The sequence below is a fragment of the Pseudomonas sp. LBUM1666 genome, assembly GCF_059695775.1.
Window position 1 is genome coordinate 64,551 of record NZ_CP166789.1, and the last position, 19,481, is coordinate 84,031.

At 59.1% G+C, this 19,481-nt stretch carries 19 protein-coding genes; 6 read left to right on the forward strand and 13 right to left on the reverse strand.

Features of this window, described 5'->3' with window-relative positions:
* Positions 1-30 precede the first annotated feature (30 nt).
* Entirely contained in the window at positions 31-747 is a 717-nt protein-coding gene (locus tag ACA056_RS00305; protein WP_497269651.1) for a PA5502 family lipoprotein, read from the forward strand.
* A 125-nt stretch (positions 748-872) separates the two neighbouring features.
* Here ACA056_RS00305 and katE read toward each other — a convergent pair whose 3' ends face one another.
* Entirely contained in the window at positions 873-3,011 is a 2,139-nt protein-coding gene (katE, locus tag ACA056_RS00310; RefSeq protein WP_497269653.1) for a catalase HPII, read from the reverse strand.
* A 263-nt stretch (positions 3,012-3,274) separates the two neighbouring features.
* Between katE and ACA056_RS00315 the strand changes: the two genes are divergently transcribed.
* The 3 genes from ACA056_RS00315 (at position 3,275) to ACA056_RS00325 (ending at position 5,827) form a co-directional block, all read left to right on the forward strand.
* Positions 3,275-4,282, forward strand: a complete 1,008-nt coding sequence (locus ACA056_RS00315) for a methionine ABC transporter ATP-binding protein (RefSeq protein ID WP_497269655.1) — start codon at positions 3,275-3,277, stop codon at positions 4,280-4,282.
* The gene (locus ACA056_RS00320; protein ID WP_008152458.1) at positions 4,282-4,977 is read left to right on the forward strand and encodes a methionine ABC transporter permease; all 696 of its coding nucleotides are present in this window, start codon (positions 4,282-4,284) and stop codon (positions 4,975-4,977) included. The genes ACA056_RS00315 and ACA056_RS00320 overlap by 1 nt, the downstream gene beginning before the upstream one ends.
* Before the next feature lie 76 nt (positions 4,978-5,053).
* Entirely contained in the window at positions 5,054-5,827 is a 774-nt protein-coding gene (locus tag ACA056_RS00325) for a MetQ/NlpA family ABC transporter substrate-binding protein (protein WP_129439647.1), read from the forward strand.
* 175 nt (positions 5,828-6,002) lie between these two features.
* Here ACA056_RS00325 and ACA056_RS00330 read toward each other — a convergent pair whose 3' ends face one another.
* The 5 genes from ACA056_RS00330 to ACA056_RS00350 are packed head-to-tail and all read right to left on the reverse strand — an operon-like array spanning position 6,003 to position 9,911.
* Positions 6,003-6,638 carry an SCO family protein gene (locus ACA056_RS00330; RefSeq protein WP_497269658.1) on the reverse strand — a complete coding sequence of 212 codons (636 nt, stop codon included), beginning with the start codon at positions 6,636-6,638 and terminating at the stop codon, positions 6,003-6,005.
* The gene (gene cyoE, locus ACA056_RS00335; protein WP_008152463.1) at positions 6,635-7,534 is read right to left on the reverse strand and encodes a heme o synthase; all 900 of its coding nucleotides are present in this window, start codon (positions 7,532-7,534) and stop codon (positions 6,635-6,637) included. Before cyoE ends, ACA056_RS00330 begins: the two co-directional genes overlap by 4 nt.
* Entirely contained in the window at positions 7,522-8,601 is a 1,080-nt protein-coding gene (locus tag ACA056_RS00340; protein WP_497269660.1) for a COX15/CtaA family protein, read from the reverse strand. Before ACA056_RS00340 ends, cyoE begins: the two co-directional genes overlap by 13 nt.
* Before the next feature lie 10 nt (positions 8,602-8,611).
* On the reverse strand, positions 8,612-9,205 hold the full coding sequence (locus ACA056_RS00345; RefSeq protein WP_415758477.1) for a PA_0111/PP_0108 family redox-active disulfide protein: 594 nt from the start codon (positions 9,203-9,205) through the stop codon (positions 8,612-8,614).
* Complete coding sequence (locus ACA056_RS00350; protein ID WP_497269663.1) at positions 9,171-9,911, reverse strand: SURF1 family protein; 741 nt, start codon at positions 9,909-9,911, stop codon at positions 9,171-9,173. The genes ACA056_RS00345 and ACA056_RS00350 overlap by 35 nt, the downstream gene beginning before the upstream one ends.
* Before the next feature lie 70 nt (positions 9,912-9,981).
* Between ACA056_RS00350 and ACA056_RS00355 the strand changes: the two genes are divergently transcribed.
* On the forward strand, positions 9,982-10,185 hold the full coding sequence (locus ACA056_RS00355) for a twin transmembrane helix small protein (RefSeq protein ID WP_103405380.1): 204 nt from the start codon (positions 9,982-9,984) through the stop codon (positions 10,183-10,185).
* Between the two features lie 3 nt (positions 10,186-10,188).
* Here ACA056_RS00355 and ACA056_RS00360 read toward each other — a convergent pair whose 3' ends face one another.
* The 4 genes from ACA056_RS00360 to coxB form a co-directional block, all read right to left on the reverse strand.
* The gene (locus ACA056_RS00360; RefSeq protein ID WP_497269665.1) at positions 10,189-11,076 is read right to left on the reverse strand and encodes a cytochrome c oxidase subunit 3; all 888 of its coding nucleotides are present in this window, start codon (positions 11,074-11,076) and stop codon (positions 10,189-10,191) included.
* 33 nt (positions 11,077-11,109) lie between these two features.
* Positions 11,110-11,667 (reverse strand): cytochrome c oxidase assembly protein, encoded by a 558-nt coding sequence (locus ACA056_RS00365; protein WP_150657828.1) that lies wholly within the window; start codon positions 11,665-11,667, stop codon positions 11,110-11,112.
* A gap of 126 nt (positions 11,668-11,793) precedes the next feature.
* Entirely contained in the window at positions 11,794-13,386 is a 1,593-nt protein-coding gene (ctaD, locus tag ACA056_RS00370; RefSeq protein ID WP_150765456.1) for a cytochrome c oxidase subunit I, read from the reverse strand.
* Positions 13,387-13,468: 82 nt separating this feature from the next.
* Positions 13,469-14,596, reverse strand: coding sequence for a cytochrome c oxidase subunit II (gene coxB, locus ACA056_RS00375; protein ID WP_497269668.1), 1,128 nt, complete (start codon positions 14,594-14,596; stop codon positions 13,469-13,471).
* Between the two features lie 371 nt (positions 14,597-14,967).
* Between coxB and ACA056_RS00380 the strand changes: the two genes are divergently transcribed.
* Positions 14,968-15,618 carry a hypothetical protein gene (locus tag ACA056_RS00380; RefSeq protein ID WP_497269670.1) on the forward strand — a complete coding sequence of 217 codons (651 nt, stop codon included), beginning with the start codon at positions 14,968-14,970 and terminating at the stop codon, positions 15,616-15,618.
* 123 nt (positions 15,619-15,741) lie between these two features.
* On the opposite strand, the gene ACA056_RS00385 is transcribed toward ACA056_RS00380, so the two are convergent.
* The 3 genes from ACA056_RS00385 to ACA056_RS00395 form a co-directional block, all read right to left on the reverse strand.
* Positions 15,742-17,268: a SulP family inorganic anion transporter gene (locus ACA056_RS00385; protein ID WP_497269672.1), complete on the reverse strand. Its 1,527-nt coding sequence runs from the start codon at positions 17,266-17,268 to the stop codon at positions 15,742-15,744.
* Positions 17,269-17,357: 89 nt separating this feature from the next.
* Entirely contained in the window at positions 17,358-18,089 is a 732-nt protein-coding gene (locus tag ACA056_RS00390) for a carbonic anhydrase (protein ID WP_415758468.1), read from the reverse strand.
* Positions 18,090-18,332: 243 nt separating this feature from the next.
* On the reverse strand, positions 18,333-19,391 hold the full coding sequence (locus ACA056_RS00395) for a PA0069 family radical SAM protein (RefSeq protein WP_497269674.1): 1,059 nt from the start codon (positions 19,389-19,391) through the stop codon (positions 18,333-18,335).
* Positions 19,392-19,481: the final 90 nt, after the last annotated feature.

A 19,481-nucleotide genomic window follows, 5' to 3' on the forward strand; every position in this document is an offset into this window, starting at 1 on the left:
CGTTTTTTGCGCAAATAGAGAGTCGCAGGAATGAAGCTGTTAGCCTCCCGTTATCTGCTCCTTGTCGCATTTTCGCTGCTACTGGGCGCTTGCCAAAGCACGCCACCGGCTGCCACCGAGGCTACCGGTGCACGGGCTACGGCGATCGCGCAGCTGCAACAAAGCCTAGCCAGCAGCGAACTGGCGACTGCCGAAGATCAACTCGCTGCCTTGCAGGCCGAGTCGCCCAACGATCAATCCCTTGAGCAATACCAGCGGCAACTGGCCGAAGCCTATCTGCGCCGCAGTCAGATCGTGCTGCAAAAGGGCGATGTGAATGCGGCTGCCACGGCGCTGAGCCGCGCCAGGGCGTTGATGCCCAAGGCTCCGGCGCTGACCGGCGGGGTCAACAATGCCATCGTTGATGCCCGCAAAGCTGAACTGGATAGAGCCGAAGCTGCGCTCATGGCTGCGGAAGCCAAACCTCAAGCCAAGGTGATCGATCCGACGGCTGAAAGCACGACGATTGCGCTGAACCTCACCGATATGACGAAACTTCGCCGCCAACTGGATGCGATCGCCGCTGATGTCGTGAACTACCAATGCGACGTGAGTATTCAGGCGCCACGCACCCAGGATTTCCCTTGGTTGTCGACTTTGCTGACCAAACGCGTGAAGAAACTCGATTCGGATTTTGATCTGAATCTGGAGAAGCAGGTTCTGCGCAACGTGCCGGCGCAGATGGTTCTGAGTCCGCGCAAGCCTTAAAAGCATCGCGAGAAGGCTCGCTCCCACATGAGACCGCGTTCTTTTGAACAACCCGGTCAACTGTGGGAGCGAGCCGGCTCCGGGCGGCGTTCCGACGATGGCGTCCGCGCTATCAACAAGGAACTTCAGGCCGGAATCGCCTTGGCCTTAGGCTCCCTGTCCCACACCCGATGCTGCCCAATCGCGGCAAAAAACGGTTTGATCAACTTCGCATCCGCCCCCACGATCAACCCCGCGTCAGCCTCGAGCTTCAACACATCCAGCAACTGTTTGGCCTCGCCCTGCAGCGCAATCGCCTTCAAGTGCTTGTACGCCTCCAGCACGTAATGCAGCGCCACGCCGTCACTGCTCAACGCCTTGATCGACGCCGCGCCACCGGGCACAAACACCGCATCGAACGCCACTGAAGGCGAGCCTTCCATCGACGCATCGACCGGCAATGCTTTGCCATCGGCGGTGGTCACCGGAGCAGACGTCGGGCCGAGCAGTTTGGCGTGCGCACCTTCGGCTTTCAGCGCGTTTTTCATGGCATCAATCGCTGCACCATCAACGCCATTGGCTGCCAGGATCGCCACTTTGCGGGTTTTGATATCCGCCGGCAGCAAGTTGGCCTGACTCAGGGCCGGCGAGTTATCCAGTGAGGTCTTACGCACCTCGACCGTCCCGGCCTTCGGCGCAGGCAGGCCCAGGTTTTGGGCCACACGCTTGGCCAGATCCAAGTCGATGTTGGCCAGGATCTCATTGACCTGTCGTTCACGAATAAACGCTCGCTCAACCTTGCCCAGCTCGAAGCTGTAAGCCGAGATGATGTGCTCCTGCTCGTGCTTGCTCATGCTGTGGAAAAACAGCCGCGCCTGGGAGAAGTGGTCGCTGAATGATTCGCTGCGCTGACGGATCTTGTTGGCGTCGATGCGCTCTGGATAACTTTCAAAGCCACCATCTTGTGCTGCCGGCGGCGTTTCTTTCGGCCAACCGCTATCAATGGAGTTCGGCTCGTAGGACGCGCGACCCTTGTCGATGGTGGAGCGATGCAACGCATCCCGTTGACCATTGTGGAACGGTGCCACCGGGCGGTTGATCGGGATCTCGTGAAAGTTCGGCCCACCGAGTCGGCTGATCTGCGTATCGGTGTAGGAAAACAATCGACCCTGCAGCAATGGATCGTTGGAAAAATCGATCCCCGGCACGATATGCCCAGGGCAGAAGGCGACCTGTTCGGTTTCGGCGAAGAAGTTATCGGGGTTACGGTTGAGGGTCATCTTGCCCAGTGGGGTGATCGGTACCAGTTCTTCCGGGATCAGCTTGGTCGGGTCGAGGATGTCGAAGTCGAATTTATGTTCGTTCTCCTCCTCGATGATCTGTACGCCCAGTTCCCATTGCGGGTAGTCGCCCATCTCGATCGACTCCCAGAGATCGCGACGGTGGTAATCCGTGTCTTTACCGGCGAGTTTTTGCGCTTCATCCCACACCAGCGAACAGGTACCGGCAGTGGGGCGCCAGTGGAATTTGACGAAGCGCGATTTACCTTCGGCGTTGATCAGGCGGAAGGTGTGTACGCCGAAGCCTTGCATGCTGCGCAGGCTTTTCGGGATCGCCCGGTCGGACATGGTCCAGATCACCATGTGCGCCGACTCCGGTACCAGAGAGACAAAATCCCAAAAGGTATCGTGAGCTGAACCGCCGGTGGGTATCTCATTGTGTGGCTCGGGTTTCACTGCGTGCACGAAGTCAGGAAACTTGATTGCATCCTGAATGAAAAACACCGGCATGTTGTTGCCCACCAGGTCGAAGTTGCCTTCGTCGGTGAAAAACTTCACCGCGAAACCTCGTACGTCCCGCACGGTATCGCCCGACCCACGAGGGCCCTGCACCGTGGAGAAGCGAACGAAGACCGGGGTTTTTTGGCTTGGGTCTTGTAGGAACCCGGCCTTGGTCAGCACGGAATGGGTTTCATAGCTCTGGAAGTAACCGTGAGCACCGGTGCCGCGGGCATGGACGATGCGCTCGGGAATGCGTTCATGGTCAAAGTGCGTGATCTTTTCACGCATGATGAAATCTTCCAGCAACGATGGCCCGCGGGCGCCGACCTTCAACGTGTTCTGGTTGTCCGAGACTTTCACGCCCTGGTTGGTGCGCAGGGCCTGTTCAGTGGCGTCGGAGCGAAATGGCTCCAGGCTGTCGAGCTTGGCATTGGTGTTACTGCGGTCCGGGGTATCGGTTCCGGCCAGTGCACTTTTGGTTGCAGCAGGCTTTTTAGTACTCATCAGACAAAACTCCTCGTTGCGATTCCCGCCGTAGCCAGGACTCTTGAGCAATACCCCTGGCACGGACCGGGGGCGTTTTCGAGTTGCCTAATTAGTGACTGATGACGTTTTGCGCCGTTCCTTTTTTCTAACCTTTGATCGCGTTATTGCCAAATGGAAGGTTGAATGCGGAATAAATGCTAATAACCTCTATACGGACAGGCTAAAATGCGCGCCCGGCTAACCGCTGATCCTTTTCCAACGCGCCCCACAAGGTTCGCTACGTGATCGAGTTTCAAAACGTCCACAAAACCTACCGCGTCGCCGGTAAGGATATTCCCGCCCTGCATCCGACCAGTCTGACGATTGAGAACGGTCAGGTCTTCGGTCTGATTGGTCATTCCGGTGCGGGAAAAAGTACCCTGCTGCGCCTGATCAATCGCCTGGAAGAGTCCAGTGGCGGCAAGATATTCGTCGACGGCGAAGAAGTCACCGCGCTCGACGCCAACAGCCTGCGACGCTTCCGTCAGCAGGTCGGGATGATTTTCCAGCACTTCAACTTGCTGGCGTCCAAGACCGTGGCCGATAACGTCGCGCTGCCACTGACCCTGGCCGGTGAACTGTCGCGCAGCGACATCGACCGGCGTGTGGCCGAATTGCTGAAGCGGGTCGGCCTGTCCGACCACGCCAAGAAGTACCCGGCGCAATTGTCCGGTGGCCAGAAGCAGCGCGTCGGCATTGCCCGCGCCCTGGCGACCAAGCCGAAAATCCTGCTGTGCGACGAAGCCACCAGCGCACTGGACCCGCAGACCACTGCGTCGGTCCTGCAATTGCTGGCCGAGATCAATCGCGAACTGAATCTGACCATCGTGTTGATTACCCACGAGATGGACGTGATCCGCCGGGTCTGCGACCAGGTCGCGGTGATGGACGCTGGCGTGATCGTCGAGCAAGGTTCGGTGGCCGAGGTGTTCCTGCATCCGAAGCACCCAACCACCAAGCGCTTCGTGCAAGAAGACGAGCAGATCGACGAAAGCGAGCAGCGCGACGACTTCGCTCATGTTCCAGGCCGCATCGTGCGTCTGACCTTCCAGGGCGAAGCGACCTACGCGCCATTGCTGGGTACCGTCGCCCGGGAAACGGGTGTGGACTACAGCATCCTGGCCGGTCGTATCGATCGCATCAAAGACGTCCCTTACGGGCAACTGACCCTGGCCGTTACCGGTGGCGACATGGAAGCGGCGTTCGGCCTCTTCACGGCAGCTGACGTCCATATGGAGGTTCTGCGCTGATGGAATCGTACGACGCATTTATTGAAGCGGCTAAAGAGTTCTTCAAAAACATCGATTGGGCGGAAATCGGCCTGGCCACCAGCGACACGATGCAGATGCTCGGTGGTTCGCTGCTGTTCACCATCCTGCTCGGCCTGCCGTTGGGGGTGCTGTTGTTCCTGTGCAGCCCGCGCCAGTTGCTCGAAAACCGCGTGGCCTATGGGCTGATGTCGCTGATGGTGAACATCCTGCGTTCGCTACCCTTCATCATCCTGCTGATCGTGATGATCCCGTTCACCGTGCTGATCACCGGCACTTCGCTCGGCGTCGCCGGTGCGATTCCACCGCTGGTGGTGGGCGCCACGCCGTTCTTCGGGCGACTGGTGGAAACCGCTCTGCGTGAAGTGGATCGCGGCATCATTGAAGCGACCCAGGCCATGGGCGCAACCACCAAGCAGATCATCCTCAACGCCTTGCTGCCAGAAGCCCGTCCGGGCATTTACGCGGCGATTACGGTGACGGCTATTACACTGGTGTCCTACACGGCGATGGCCGGTGTGGTCGGTGCCGGTGGATTGGGCGACTTGGCGATCCGTTTCGGCTACCAGCGTTTTCAGACCGATGTGATGATCGTCACCGTGGTGCTGTTGCTGGTGCTGGTGCAGGTTCTGCAAATGGTTGGCGACAAACTGGTCGTACACTTCTCCAGAAAATAAACAGTTCTCGTAAACAAGACATGAGCCGGCCATTCGCTGGCAGGCGCCAAACGGGCGCCCACAAGGAGTTAGCTGAATGAAAAAACTACTCGTAGCGCTCGCAGCAGTTGCAGCGTTCTCTGCTCAGGCCAATGAAACCCTGACCGTCGCGGCTACCCCGGTCCCGCACGCAGAAATCCTCGAATTCGTTAAACCGGCCCTGGCCAAAGAAGGCGTGGACCTGAAGGTCAAAGTCTTCACTGACTACATCCAGCCGAACGTGCAGGTGGCCGAAAAACGTCTGGACGCCAACTTCTTCCAGCACCAGCCGTACCTTGATGAATTCAACAAGGCCAAGGGCACCAACCTGGTGGCCGTTGCCGGCGTGCATCTGGAACCGCTGGGCGCTTACTCCAGCAAGTACAAAGCGCTGACCGAGTTGCCAGGTGGCGCCAACGTAGTCATCCCGAACGACGCCACCAACGGCGGCCGTGCGCTGTTGCTGTTGGCGAAGGCTGGCCTGATCAAGTTGAAGGATTCGAACAACATCCTCGCGACCGTCAAGGACATCACCGAGAATTCCAAGGACCTGAAATTCCGTGAACTGGAAGCCGCGACCATCCCGCGCGTGCTGACCCAGGTCGACCTGGCGCTGATCAACACCAACTACGCGCTGGAAGCCAAGCTTGATCCGTCCAAGGACGCGCTGGTCATCGAAGGCAACGACTCGCCTTACGTGAACATCCTCGTTGCCCGTCCAGACGACAAGGATAGCGAAGCGATGAAGAAGCTGATTGCTGCCCTGCACAGCCCGGAAGTGAAAGCCTTCATCCTCGAGAAGTACAAAGGTGCGGTATTGCCGGCGTTCTGATCCGACAGCAATAAAAAAACGGGGACGCATTGATTGCGTCCCCGTTTTTTTATGCCTGAAACACAGTCCCTTGTGGGAGTGAGCCTGCTCGCGATAGCGGTGTATCAGTCGACATAGATGTTGAATGTACCGACGCCATCGCGAGCAGGCTCGCTCCCACAAGGGGATGGGGTGCTTACTTGCGGTTAAGCATCACCGGCAACTGCGCCACCAATTTCACGTTGTTCAACGGTGCGCGAATGAACCCACGCTGCGTTCCGTCCGGCCCGATCACCGCCAGGTTGCCGCTGTGATCGACGGTGTAATTCGGCTTGCTGGTGTCCGCCGGAATGAACGGAATGCTCACCGCGTTGGCCAGTTTCTGAATGTCTTCAACCGACGAAGCCGTCAGCCCTTGGAACTGCGGATCGAAGTAGCCCAGGTACTGCTTGAGCTGCTGGGGCGTATCGCGATTCGGGTCGACGCTGACCAGAATGATCTGCAACTTGGCCACAGCCTCTGGCGGCAGTTCGCTCTTGATCTGACGCAGCTGGGCGAGGGTGGTCGGGCAGATGTCGGGGCAGAAGGTGTAGCCGAAGAACAGCAGCGACCATTTGTCTTTCAGCTCGTTGACCGCCACCGGTTTGCCGTTCTGGTCGGTCATCGTCACGTCCGGCAGGTTGCGGCTTTGCGGCAGCAGAATGATCCCGGCATCGATCAGAGCGGTCGGGTCGCCCTGGCCTTTGCCGGACAGCACTTTGTTGATGGTCAGGCCCAGGACCAGCGCGATCAGGGCGACGAGGATGAAGATGGTTTTCTGGGTTCGAGTCATAGGTTCAACAGTAAGTAGTGGTCTACGAGCAGCGCGATAAACAGCAGGAACAAGTAGTAAATAGAGTACTTGAACGTGTTGATCGCCGCGTGCGGCCGAGTGCCACGGTACAGCACCACGGCCCATTGCAGAAACCTCGCGCCAAGTCCCAGCGCGCAAATCAGGTAGAGCACGCCGCTCATGTGGATCACGTACGGCATCAGGCTCACGGCCAGCAGCGCAAAGGTATAAAGCAGGATGTGGACCTTGGTGTAGTGCTCGCCATGGGTCACCGGCAGCATCGGAATGTCAGCCTTGGCGTATTCCTCTTTGCGGTGAATGGCCAGCGCCCAGAAGTGCGGCGGGGTCCAGGCGAAGATGATCAACACCAATAGCAAGGGTTCGGCGCTGACGTGGCCGGTGGCGGCGGTCCAGCCGAGCAGTGGCGGGGCGGCGCCGGCCAGGCCTCCGATGACGATGTTTTGCGGCGTCGCGCGTTTCAGGAAACCGGTGTAGACCACCGCATAGCCGAGCAGCGAGGCCAGGGTCAGCCACGCCGTCAGTGGATTGGTGAACGCCAGCAGTATGGCTTGCCCAAGCACCGCCAATACCAAGGCAAACGTCAGCGCGGCCGCTGGCGACACCCGGCCTTCGGCCAGGGGACGTTTGTGCGTGCGGGCCATGACCGCATCGATGCGTCGGTCCACCACATGATTCACCGCCGCCGCACCACCGGCACACAAGGCGATCCCCAGATTGCCGAACACCAGCACCGTCCACGGTACCCCGGCGCGGGTCGCGAGGAACATGCCGACCAGCGAGGTGATGAGCATCAGCACCACCACTTTCGGCTTGGTCAGCTCCAGGTAGTCACGCCAGATCGCCTGACTGTGACGTGCGCCGATCAGAGTCGCCATGGCATCTCTCCTTTTATTGTTATGGGCCCGGCTGAGTGTTTGCGCGGGCTGAAGCGCCAGCGCGCAGGGGGTTGTTGCTTGACCCGAACCAGACTGGTTCGCGCGTGATAATTAACCAGCACCATCGTCAGCAACAGTGCCGCGCCGCCCGCGTTATGCGCGACGGCCACTGGCAGCGGCAGGTGAAACAGCACATTGCTGATGCCGAGGGTGATTTGCGCGGCGAGTGCAATCAGCACCAGCCCCGCCAAGCGAGTCATGCCGACCACCTTCAGTTGCCAGGCCAGGCCGAGCAACACCAAGGTCACCAGCAACGCGCCGATGCGGTGAGTCAGATGAATTGCCGTGCGGGCATCACTGTCCAGTTGCCCACCGAGGTAATTGGGGCCGATGTGTTGGGTCAGGTGAAAACCGTTGGCGAAATCAGCCGGCGGCAGCCACTGTCCATGACAGGTCGGGAAGTCGATACAGGCCACCGCCGCGTAGTTGGAACTGACCCATCCACCCAAGGCAATTTGCAGGATCACCAGCAGCAACCCGGCGGTCGCCCAGTGCTGCAAACGCCGTGGCACGGTCAGCGCTGGCAACACGCCGGACAATCGCAACGTCAGCAAAAACAGCAGGCTTAACGTCGCAAAACCACCAAGTAAATGCCCGGTCACCACTTGTGGCCAGAGCTTGAGCGTTACCGTCCACATGCCGAATGTCGCTTGGGCAATCACCACCGCCAGCAGAAACAACGGCAACTTCACCGGCTGACCTGGGTGACGACGATGAACCCAGGCACGACCGGCCAGCACCGAGATCAGCAGCCCCAGCGTGCCAGCGAAGTAGCGGTGAACCATCTCGTTCCAGCCCTTATGGGCTTCGACGGGAGCGTCGGGAAAATGCAGTTCGGCATGGGCCAATTGAACTTCGCTTTTCGGCACGCTGATAAAGCCATAGCAACCCGGCCAGTCCGGGCAACCGAGCCCGGCGTGGGTCAGGCGGGTGTAGGCGCCGAGCAACACCACAATCAGTGCCAGCAAAGTGGCAAACAGCGCGAGGCGAAATCCAGGTTTGGCCATGACGATGCCCTTATCCGATGTTCGACAGTTTCAGCAAATGGCGCAGGTCGTTGAGCAGATCCTTACCCTTCACCGTCGGGTCGTAGCGCAGCACCAGATTGCCATGTGGATCGATGATCCACAGCTGCGGCACAGCCTTGTCGCCGGCAGTTTTTTGGAAGTCGGTCAGGCTCAGTGGATAGCGCTGCAATTGAGGATACTCGCGCGTCAGCTTGGCGTCGTATTCGCTGCTCAGCGGTTGTGCCGCGGCCAAGGCATGACTGGCGCGCCCGGCATCACGGCCGAGGCCGATCTGGATTTGCCGCGCCAGGTACACCAGTTGCTGGCAGTCCACCGAGCAATCCTTGGGCGCGGTCACCAGTATCTGCCAACGATCCTCCTGCGCCTGCACGCCGAGGTCGGCGCGGGTCTGGCCGTTGCCGATCAGTTCGCCGTGATAGCTGCGACCTTCCGGCACCCAGAACTGCAACTTGTACATGCCGGTGGCGAGGATCATCGGACCGATCACCCCAAGCAGGATCAGCAGCAACTGCAAGCGCCCTTTACGCCGACTCGCCGGCGTTTTCGCCTCAGACATGCTGGGTGGATTCATGGCCGCTCCCATGGTGTTTCTCCTTTGCGTTGTGCCAGCCGAGATAGAGATAGAGGCCGAACAGGGCGATCGACATGGCGAACCACTGCACGGCATATGCCAGGTGTTTTTCCGGTCCCATGGCGACTACCGGCCAGTCAGCCTGGTAAGTCGCGGGACAGCTTTCTGCGCGTAATTCGTAGGCAAAACCTTCGCGATCCAGCGCCGTCCAGAGCTTGGCCGGTTCGACCGCGGTGATCAGTTGTGGCCAGGTCGTGGTGTTCGGGTCGGCGTGCAATTGGAAGGTGGCGCCGGGGGAGACGTAGACCCAGGCAACGAGACTCAAGGCCTGAGTCGGTGTGGTGAATTGCGGTGGGGTGCGGCGATCCGGCCATGGCAGCCAGCCGCGATTGACCAGCAGCCAGAGCCCGGTCGCCTGATCCTGAAACGGTTGCAGCAGCTCGACGCCAACCTTGCCGTCGCGCTGACGGTTATCCAACAACAGGCTGTGTGCGTTATCGAACTGGCCGTGCAGGTGAACCCGGCGGAAGGCCGGATCTGCGGTGTGTTGCAGCTCGGTGCTGGCCATCGGTTCGGCGGCACGGCGCTCGGTGTAGCTTTGCAACAGCGCGCTTTTCTCTGCGCCCCGGCTCAATTGCCAGAACCCGAGTGACACCAGCATGGGCAACAACACCGCGACCACCAGGGTCGGCACGATGCCCGGCCGGAAACGCTTCATGGCGTCGCCAGAAAGTCGGTAGTCGCGATAGCTATACTCAAGTGCATCGCCTTTCCCCCGGAGTCTCACCATGCTCAAAGCAGCCATCGTCCTGATGCTGATTGCCACGGTTGTCAGCCTGTTCAGCGGCCTGTTTTTTCTGGTCAAGGACGACAGCAGCTCAAACCGCCTCGTCATTGCCTTGAGTGTTCGTGTCGCGCTGGCCGCTACTACCGTCGGCTTGATTGCCTGGGGTTTTTTCAGCGGCCAGTTGGTGTCGCACGTACCTTGGTAAGCCTCAGAGCACGTAGACGAAAACGAACAGACCGATCCACACCACGTCTACGAAGTGCCAGTACCAGCTCGCCGCTTCAAACGCGAACTGATGATCGGCGTCGAAGTGCCCGCGCATGATCCGCATCAACATCACAAACAGGATGATGGTGCCCATGGTCACGTGGGCGCCGTGGAAGCCGGTGAGCATGAAGAAGGTCGCGCCGTAGATGCCCGAACCGAGCGTCAGGCCCAGTTCGTTGTAGGCATGCATGTATTCTTCGGCCTGAAAACCAAGGAACGCGCAGCCCAGTAACACGGTGAGCGCCAGCCAGATTTTCAGCGCGCCGCGATGACCTTTCTTCAAGGCGTGGTGAGCGATGGTCACGGTGACGCTGGAACTCACCAGCAACACTGTGTTGAGCAACGGCAGGCCCCAGGGACTGATGACTTCCTTGGGCGGCGGAAACAGTTTCGAATCAGGGTTGTTCAGCAACGGCCAGACGAACTCGAAATTAGGCCAGAGCATATGAGCGAGGCCTTTGGCCCCTTCACCACCGAGCGCCGGGCCGGAAATGGTTCTCACATAAAACAGCGCGCCGAAGAACGCGATGAAGAACATCACCTCCGAGAAGATGAACCAGCTCATGCCCCAGCGGAACGAGCGATCCATCTGTGCGCTGTACAACCCCTGGCGGCTTTCCTTGATCACCGTACCGAACCAGCCGAACAGCATGTAGGCCAGCAGCAGGCCACCGACGAAAAAGATCAGCGGGCCGTGGGACTCCGGCCGCGCCGCCTTCAGGTCGTTGAACCAGGTGGCCAGGCCAAACACGGTGACGAACATACCCACCGTGGCAATGATCGGCCATTTGCTCTGTGCCGGAACGTAATAATGTTCATGAGTTGCCATTTATTGTTCTCCTTATCGGGCACGCTTTAACGCCTAGCCACCGGTGTTTGCGGCAACAGCCGCGGGTGGATGACGTGCGGTGATATCGAACAGCGTGTAGGAAAGCGTCAGGTGCTTCACATCCTTGGGCATGTCACGGTCAACGATGAAACGTACCGGCATCTCGATCCGTTGACCGGGCTGCAGCACTTGCTGTGTAAAGCAGAAACATTCGGTCTTGTGGAAGTACGCCGCCGCGGCGCTGGGCGCGATGCTCGGAACCGCCTGGGCGCTCATCGGGCGATCGGTCGGGTTGTGCGCGATGAAGATCATCTCGTTCACCGCTCCCGGGTTCGCCACCAGTTCATCGCCCTTGGGATAGAAGTCCCAAGACATGTCGGCGGAATTGGTCGACAGAAACTGCACGCGAACCTGCCGCGAGGTGTCGACCGTTTGTTCGCCCTCATACTGCCCGCCGGTCTTGCCGTTGATGCCGAACGCCTTGCACATCACGTCGTAGATCGGCACCAGGGCAAACCCGAAGACAAACATCGCCACCACCACCAGCAGCAGGCGGGTGACCAGCTTCTTCAACGAAATCGAATCAGCCATGACTTCTAACCTCCACCCACGACCCTGTGGGAGCGAGCCTGCTCGCGAAGCAAGCGCCGCGGTTTGGCAGACGAACCGCGCCATCGTTCTTCGCGAGCAGGCTCGCTCCCACAAAGGCTACAGCGTTCATTTCACTTCCGGCGGCGTGGTGAAGGTGTGATACGGCGCCGGTGACGGGATGCTCCATTCCAGGCCTTCGGCCCCATCCCACGGTTTGGCCGGTGCTGGCGGGCCACCACGGATGGTCTTGATCACGATGAACAGGAAGAAGATCTGCGTGGCGCCGAACATGAACGCACCGATCGACGACACCATGTTGAAGTCGGCGAATTGCAGGTTGTAGTCGGGAATCCGCCGCGGCATGCCCGCCAGCCCCACGAAGTGCATCGGGAAGAACGCCATGTTCATGCCGATGAACGACAGCCAGAAGTGCAGCTTGCCGAGGGTTTCGTCGTACATGTGGCCGGTCCATTTCGGCAGCCAGTAGTAGGCCGAGGCGAAGATCCCGAAGATCGCCCCCGGTACCAGTACGTAGTGGAAGTGCGCGACCACAAAGTAGGTGTCCTGGTACTGGAAGTCCGCCGGGGCGATGGCCAGCATCAACCCGGAGAACCCGCCAATGGAGAACAGGATCACGAACGCCACCGCAAACAGCATCGGTGTCTCGAAGGTCAGTGAGCCTTGCCACATGGTGCTGGCCCAGTTGAACACCTTCACGCCGGTTGGCACCGCGATCAGCAGCGTGGCGTACATGAAGAACAACTCGCCCACCAACGGAATGCCGACCACGAACATGTGGTGCGCCCAGACGATGAACGACAAAAACGCGATACTCGCCGTCGCATAGACCATCGAGGTGTAGCCAAACAGCGGCTTGCGTGAGAAGGCCGGAATGATCGAGCTGACGGCACCGAAGGCCGGCAGGATCATGATGTACACCTCGGGGTGACCGAAGAACCAGAACACATGCTGGAACAACACCGGGTCACCGCCACCGGCGGCACTGAAGAAGCTGGTGCCGAAGTGGATGTCCATCAGCATCATCGTCACGCAGCCGGCCAGTACCGGCATCACCGCGATCAGCAGGAACGCGGTAATCAGCCAGGTCCAGACGAACAGCGGCATTTTCATCAGCGTCATGCCGGGGGCGCGCAGGTTGAGGATGGTGGCGATCACGTTGATCGCACCCATGATCGAACTGATCCCCATCAAGTGGATGGCGAAGATGAAAAACGTCACGCTTTCCGGTGCGTAGGTCGTCGACAGCGGGGCGTAGAACGTCCAGCCGAAGTTCGGTCCGCCGCCGGGGGTGAACAGGGTCGATACCAGCAGGATGAATGCCGCCGGCAATAGCCAAAAGCTGAAGTTGTTCATCCGTGGCAGGGCCATGTCCGGCGCGCCGATCATCAACGGAATCATCCAGTTGGCGAGGCCGACGAACGCCGGCATCACCGCACCGAAGACCATCACCAGACCGTGCATGGTGGTCATCTGGTTGAAGAACTCCGGCTGGACGATTTGCAGTCCCGGTTGGAACAACTCGGCACGAATCACCATCGCGAACGAGCCGCCGAGCAAGAACATGGAGAACGCGAACCACAAGTAAAGCGTGCCGATATCCTTGTGGTTGGTGGTCAGCACCCAGCGCATCAGGCCTTTGGCGGGGCCGTGGGCGTGGGCGGTGCCGGTATGAACATGGTCATCGACTACAGCAGTCATGTTCTGTCTCCTGCAAACAGATGGGCTGGGCAGGCCGGGGCGTGATGCCCCGACTGGTTCCTAAAGTGCGCAATAGACCGGGTCATTTGCTTTCCGCCTGTTTCAGCTCCAGCACTTCTTTAGGGGTGACCATGTCGCCCTTGTTGTTGCCCCAGGCGTTACGTTCGTAGGTCACGACCGCTGCGATATCGACTTCCGAGAGCTGCTTGCCGAACGCGGCCATGGAGGTGCCGGGCTTGCCGTGGAAGACAATGCCCAAGTGATCCTTGATCGGTCCTGTAGCGATTTTCGAGCCCTTGAGTGCCGGGAACATCGGCGGCAGGCCCTGACCTTCGGCCTGGTGACAGGCGACGCAGGTAGTGTGATAGACCTTGTCGCCGCGCTCTTTGAGCTCGTCGAGGGTCCATTCCTTGCTGGTCAGCTCTTTGAGCTGCAGGGCTTCAGCCTTGCGCTCGCCCAGCCATTTTTCGTAATCGGCCTTTTCCTTGACCTCGACCACGATCGGCATGAAGCCGTGGTCCTTGCCGCACAATTCGGCGCATTGACCGCGGTAGAGGCCGGGCTTGTCGACGCGGGTCCAGGCTTCGTTGACGAACCCCGGAATCGCATCGCGCTTGACCGCAAAGGCCGGCACCCACCAGGAGTGGATGACGTCGGCGGAAGTCACCAGGAAGCGCACCTTGGCGCCGATCGGCAGCACCAAAGGCTTATCGACCTCAAGCAAGTAGTGCTCGCTCTTGGCTTCCTTGTTGTGGATCTGATCGGCGGGCGTGGTCAGGTTGCTGAAGAACTCAACGTCCTGGCCCAGGTATTTGTAGTGCCACTTCCACTGATAGCCGGTGACCTGGATATCGATATCCGGCTCACTGGCGTCGTACATCTTGATCAGGGTTGCGGTCGCGGGAACCGCCATGGCCACCAGGATCAGGAAGGGCACGATGGTCCAGAGGATTTCAACGGTGGTGCTTTCATGAAATTTTGCGGCCACCTGCCCAGTTGAGCGGCGGTGGAGAATCATCGACCAGAACATGGCGCCGAAGACGATGATGCCGATCACTACACAGATCCAGAAAATGGTCATGTGCAGGTCAAATACTGCGTGACTGATTTCAGTCGCTCCAGGCGCCATATTCACAGTCCAGGCCGCTTGTGCCTGACTGAAAATCGACCACAACAGGAGGCCCATCCAGACGTGTGGATGTCGCATCATTGCGGGTTCCCCTTATCGTTCTTTTTATCCCGCCGGCTTTCACCTGCGGCAAGGGAGCGGCTTTTTCAGACTACGAACTTGAATCGCCGAGCCTTGCTGCGTGTGCAGTCGGGTGTCATCAGCTAACTCCATTCCCACCCGAGTATAGACAGCGACTGCCACCTCGCAATGTGACGGCGTAAATCATCTGAAACAGCAGGGACTTGCGTTCCAGGGCACGAATGGAGAAGGATGCAGACGAGTGGTGGCAAACCGATATAACTTTGATGTCTCAAGGATGAAATAATTATGACAAATGCGTCTTAGCATTTTTCGTATGCCAGCTAAGTTATGTCTTCCCTATTTCATTGCCTTTGTTTCCTGGAGTTTTCATGAACACCGCCGCATTGCGCGAGCAGATCCAAAAAGCCCAACAACACGAAGCCGAAACCGGCCTGCTGACTCGTCAGCTGGAAACCCAACTGCCACACCTTCACTCCGCCATCCAATTGCCGGATGTCGACGCCAACGGCGTGATGACGCGTTTTGTGGCCGCGTATATAGAGCAAGTGCCGGACCTGCTGGACGCAGCCAATGAAGTCGCCAGGGAAGCGGGTATCGAATCACAGATCAAACCGGTGCTGAAAATCGCCGAGCAGTTCTTCCTCCAGCCGCCGGCGATCATGGTCGGTCACGTCGGTCTGGACAGCCTGCTGGACGAAGCCTATCTGGCGCACCGCTTGGTTGAAGAGGTCAATGACCTGTACATCAAGCATTTTGGCCAGCCACTGATCCCATTGGACATGACTGTTGCCAACCTGATTGCCCACCAGCTGATCGGCGAGGACTTTGCCAATCAACTGGATGAGGCGGTGCATCACGCCGTGGACGAGATGCTCAATGAAGACAGTTTCGCGCTGGAATCAGTGGAAGCCTACCGCGAGAAGCTCAACAGCCCGGACACCGGCGCTGCATGGAAGCGCTGGCCGTGCCTGTCGCGCCAACTGGGTGTAGGCCTGGAGCTGGATCAGCCGGCGGCTTGATCCCACTGAGTGAACCGAACACCTGTGGGAGCGAGCCTGCTCGCGATTGCGATATGTCATTCAACATTTATGTCGATTGATACACTGCCTTCGCGAGCAGGCTCGCTCCCACATTGTTTACCTCTATGCTGTAGAACCGACTCCGGTTGTGGTTCGCAACCGCCCTTCCAACCTGCGTTTCAACCCCCGCGCTTCAATCAACAGTTTTGATCCCTTGGCCGCATTGGCCCGACCCCATTCCTCCAGCAACTCCAGACACGAGTGATCGATGTAGCTCAGGTTATTGAGCGGCACATGCACCGTCGCGCCTGCCGGAATGGTCCCCAGCACTTGGGTCAACGCCGGCACTTTGAGGAAGGTCGCTGCACCTATCAATCGCAGCTCCATTTCGCCGTCCTTGGGCAGATCGATCAGGCTGATTTTCAGTCGCGAAGCCTTCCAGGCCAGTTTGGCCAGAGTCAGGCCGAAGCCGATCAGCACGCCGGTCAGCAGGTCGGTGAAGATGATCGCCAGGGCTGTTGCCGCGTAGGTGAACATCGGCATCCGCCCATAACGGCCCAGGCCGCGAAAGGCCTTGAGGTCGACCAGTTTGAAACCGGTGTAAACCAGAACGCCCGCCAGGCTCGCCACCGGGATGCTTTGCAGCACGCTGGACAGCAGCAGCACGAAAGCCAGCAGCCACAGGCCATGAAAGATCGCCGACAGTCGCGTGGTGGCGCCGGCCTGGACGTTGGCCGAACTGCGCACGATCACGCCGGTCATCGGCAGCGCGCCAAGCAGGCCACAGAGCATGTTGCCTACGCCTTGAGCCGACAATTCCCGGTCGAAGTCGGAGCGCTGGCCGCTGTGCATGCGGTCCACCGCGGCGGCGGAGAGCAGGGTTTCGGCGCTGGCGATAAACGCCACGGCAAATGCGGCAATGAGCAGCGTCGGGTCAGCCAGGTTGAGCAAATCTGCGGGTTTCAGCCAGTCGATGGCTTCCGCCAGGTTGGCCGGGACTTCTACTCGTTTGACCTGCAAGGCGAGTACCAGGCTGGCGACGGTCGCCAGGCCTACACCCAGCAGTGCGCCTGGAATGAAGCGCAGGGAATGGGGGCGAAATTTCTCCCACAACCACATCACCGCAATCGTCGACAGCCCGAGCAAACCGGCTTGCCAGCCAAAGGATGGCAAGGCCTGCACGACGGCAGCCGGGAAGGCGGCCAGGTTATCCAGCCCGGAAGGCTTGGGCACGGCGTCGAGCATCACATGCACCTGTGACAACACGATCAGTACACCAATCCCGGCGAGCATGCCGTACACCACCGCAGGCGCCGTCACCCGAAACCAGCAGCCGAGTTTCAAACGCCCGGCCACCAGTTGCAGAAAACCGGCCAGCAGCAGGATTGGCCCGAGCATGGCGATACCATGCTGGCGCACCAGTTCGAAAACCAGAACAGCCAAACCGGCCGCCGGGCCGCTGACTTGCAGTGGCGAACCGGCAATCCAGCCCACCACCAAGCCACCGATGATCCCGGTGATCAAACCCTTGGACGGCGGCAGCCCCGAGGCGATAGCGATGCCCATGCACAAGGGCAGGGCGACGAGAAACACAACCACGGACGCCAGCAGCTCCCGTGGCAGAACAGCTTTAAGTTGAGCAGCACGCATGGTGACTCTCCCGAAGTTTTCTTCAGGCGTGGCGAAGCCAGGCTGCCTGATCGGCAGCCTCGGCTAAACCACACAATGATTTAGGAAGATCAGAAGCGCGCTTTGGGCGTCGCCACGGGAATCGGATGGCTGCCATCGAGCGGCAGGAAACACCCCTTGTCCGCGTCGTAAGCTCTGATTTCGCTGGTTTCGATGTTGTAGATCCAACCATGGATAAACAGCTGACCATTGGCCATGCGCGAGGCCACCGACGGGTGCGTGCGCAAATGTTGCAGCTGAGCAATCACATTCTCCTCGGTGAGGACGTGCATGCTTTCGTTTTCGTCAGCGCAATGGCAGTTTTCCTGGACCATGGTTTTTGCCACTTCGGCATGACGCAACCAGGCTTTGACCGTTGGCATTTTTTCCAGGCTTTGCGGGTTGAGCACTGCGCGCATCGCGCCACAGTCGGAGTGCCCGCAGATGATGATGTGTTGCACGCCGAGGGCCAGTACCGCGTATTCGATTGCCGTGGAAACACCGCCGTTCATTTGCCCATAAGGCGGTACAACGTTGCCGACGTTGCGGGTCACGAACAAGTCGCCGGGGGCGCTCTGGGTGATCAGTTCAGGAACGATGCGCGAATCGGCGCAGGCGATGAACATCGCTCTGGGGCTCTGGGCCGTGGCGAGTTTTTTGAAGAGTTCTTCCTGCTGGGGAAAAACTTCGTGATGAAAATGCAAAAAGCCGTCAACGATGTGCTTCAGCGCTGCATCGGCGGTTTCCGCCTCGGGTTGGGCTGAAGCCGACGCAGCCAACGGCTGTTTATCCTTGTCACTCATGATTCATCCTCTTTGGCGGAGTCAGGGAATTTTCCCGTTTTGTCCGGTGTGAAGCCAGTGGCTGTTTAAAAAACATCCAGGCCGAGAATCTCGACCCGTCAGTCACTCGATGAACAAGGTATCTGCCGAAACTTAACTCAAACTGAATCAAGCGCTCTAGGACGTGTGTTCCAGGTCACAAAAAACGTGACCGGCGTAGTGGCAAAGTGCATTTCACACTACTCAACCATAGGCCAATTGTCCTCAAATCAACGACATCTGGCGACCCGGCGGACAGAAGGCTTCGCAGTCCAGATTGAAACCTTCCCGACGATTGAGCCCCAGACGTTTGATGGTTTTGGCAAAGCGTTGCGCCAGCAGATCGGCAAACGGCCCTTCGCCACGCATCCTGGCACCGAAGCGACTGTCGTAGAGCTCGCCACCACGGCTCTGACGAATCAGGCTCAACACATGAGCGGCACGCTGAGGATAGTGGGCCGCCAGCCATTCTTCAAACAGCGGCGCAACTTCCAGCGGCAGGCGCAGCATCATGTAGGCCGCACTTTGCGCCCCCGCGGCATGAGCTTCGGTGAGCAGGCTTTCGAGTTCGCTGTCGTTGATCATCGGAATCATCGGCGAGCACAGAACGCCCACCGGAATTCCCGCTTCACGCATCACTCGGATCGCCCGCAACCGAGCCTTGGGTGCCGCGGCGCGCGGCTCGAGGATGCGCTTGAGCTCATCGTTCAGGGTGGTGAGGCTGATCATCACCGCCACCAGCCTTTGCTCGGCGAGTTCGACCAGCAGGTCCAGATCTCGAAGAATCAGCGAGCCCTTGGTAATGATGGTCACGGGATGGCGATAGCGCAGCAGTACTTCGAGGGTTTTGCGGGTGATTTTGTGTTCGCGTTCGATCGGTTGATAAGGGTCCGTATTGGAGCCCAGATTGATCGGCGCACATTGATAGCCGCGCTTGGACAGTTGTTCTTCCAGCACATCGGCGGCATTGGTCTTGGCGATCAGTTTGGTTTCGAAATCCAGCCCTGGCGACATGTCCCAATAAGCGTGGCTGGGCCGCGCGTAGCAATAGATGCAGCCGTGCTCGCAGCCGCGATAGGGATTGATCGAACGATCGAAGGGCAAGTCCGGCGAATTGTTGCGAGTGATGATGGTTTTCGCCGTTTCGATGCGCACCTCGGTGCCTTGGGTGATCGGCGCTTCCTGATACCAGCCGTCATCCTCGACCACCGAGCGATTCGGCGCGAAGCGGTTGTGCGGGTTGGTGGCGGTGCCGCGGCCGCGAGGTGGCAGGGGAGTAGGCATCGACAAGGTCCTTTGGCTGTATGTTCATACAGTATAGGGCCTCGACAAATTCGGCCAGTGCCGTTCGGCGCCTGTTAATTCTAAAAAAGC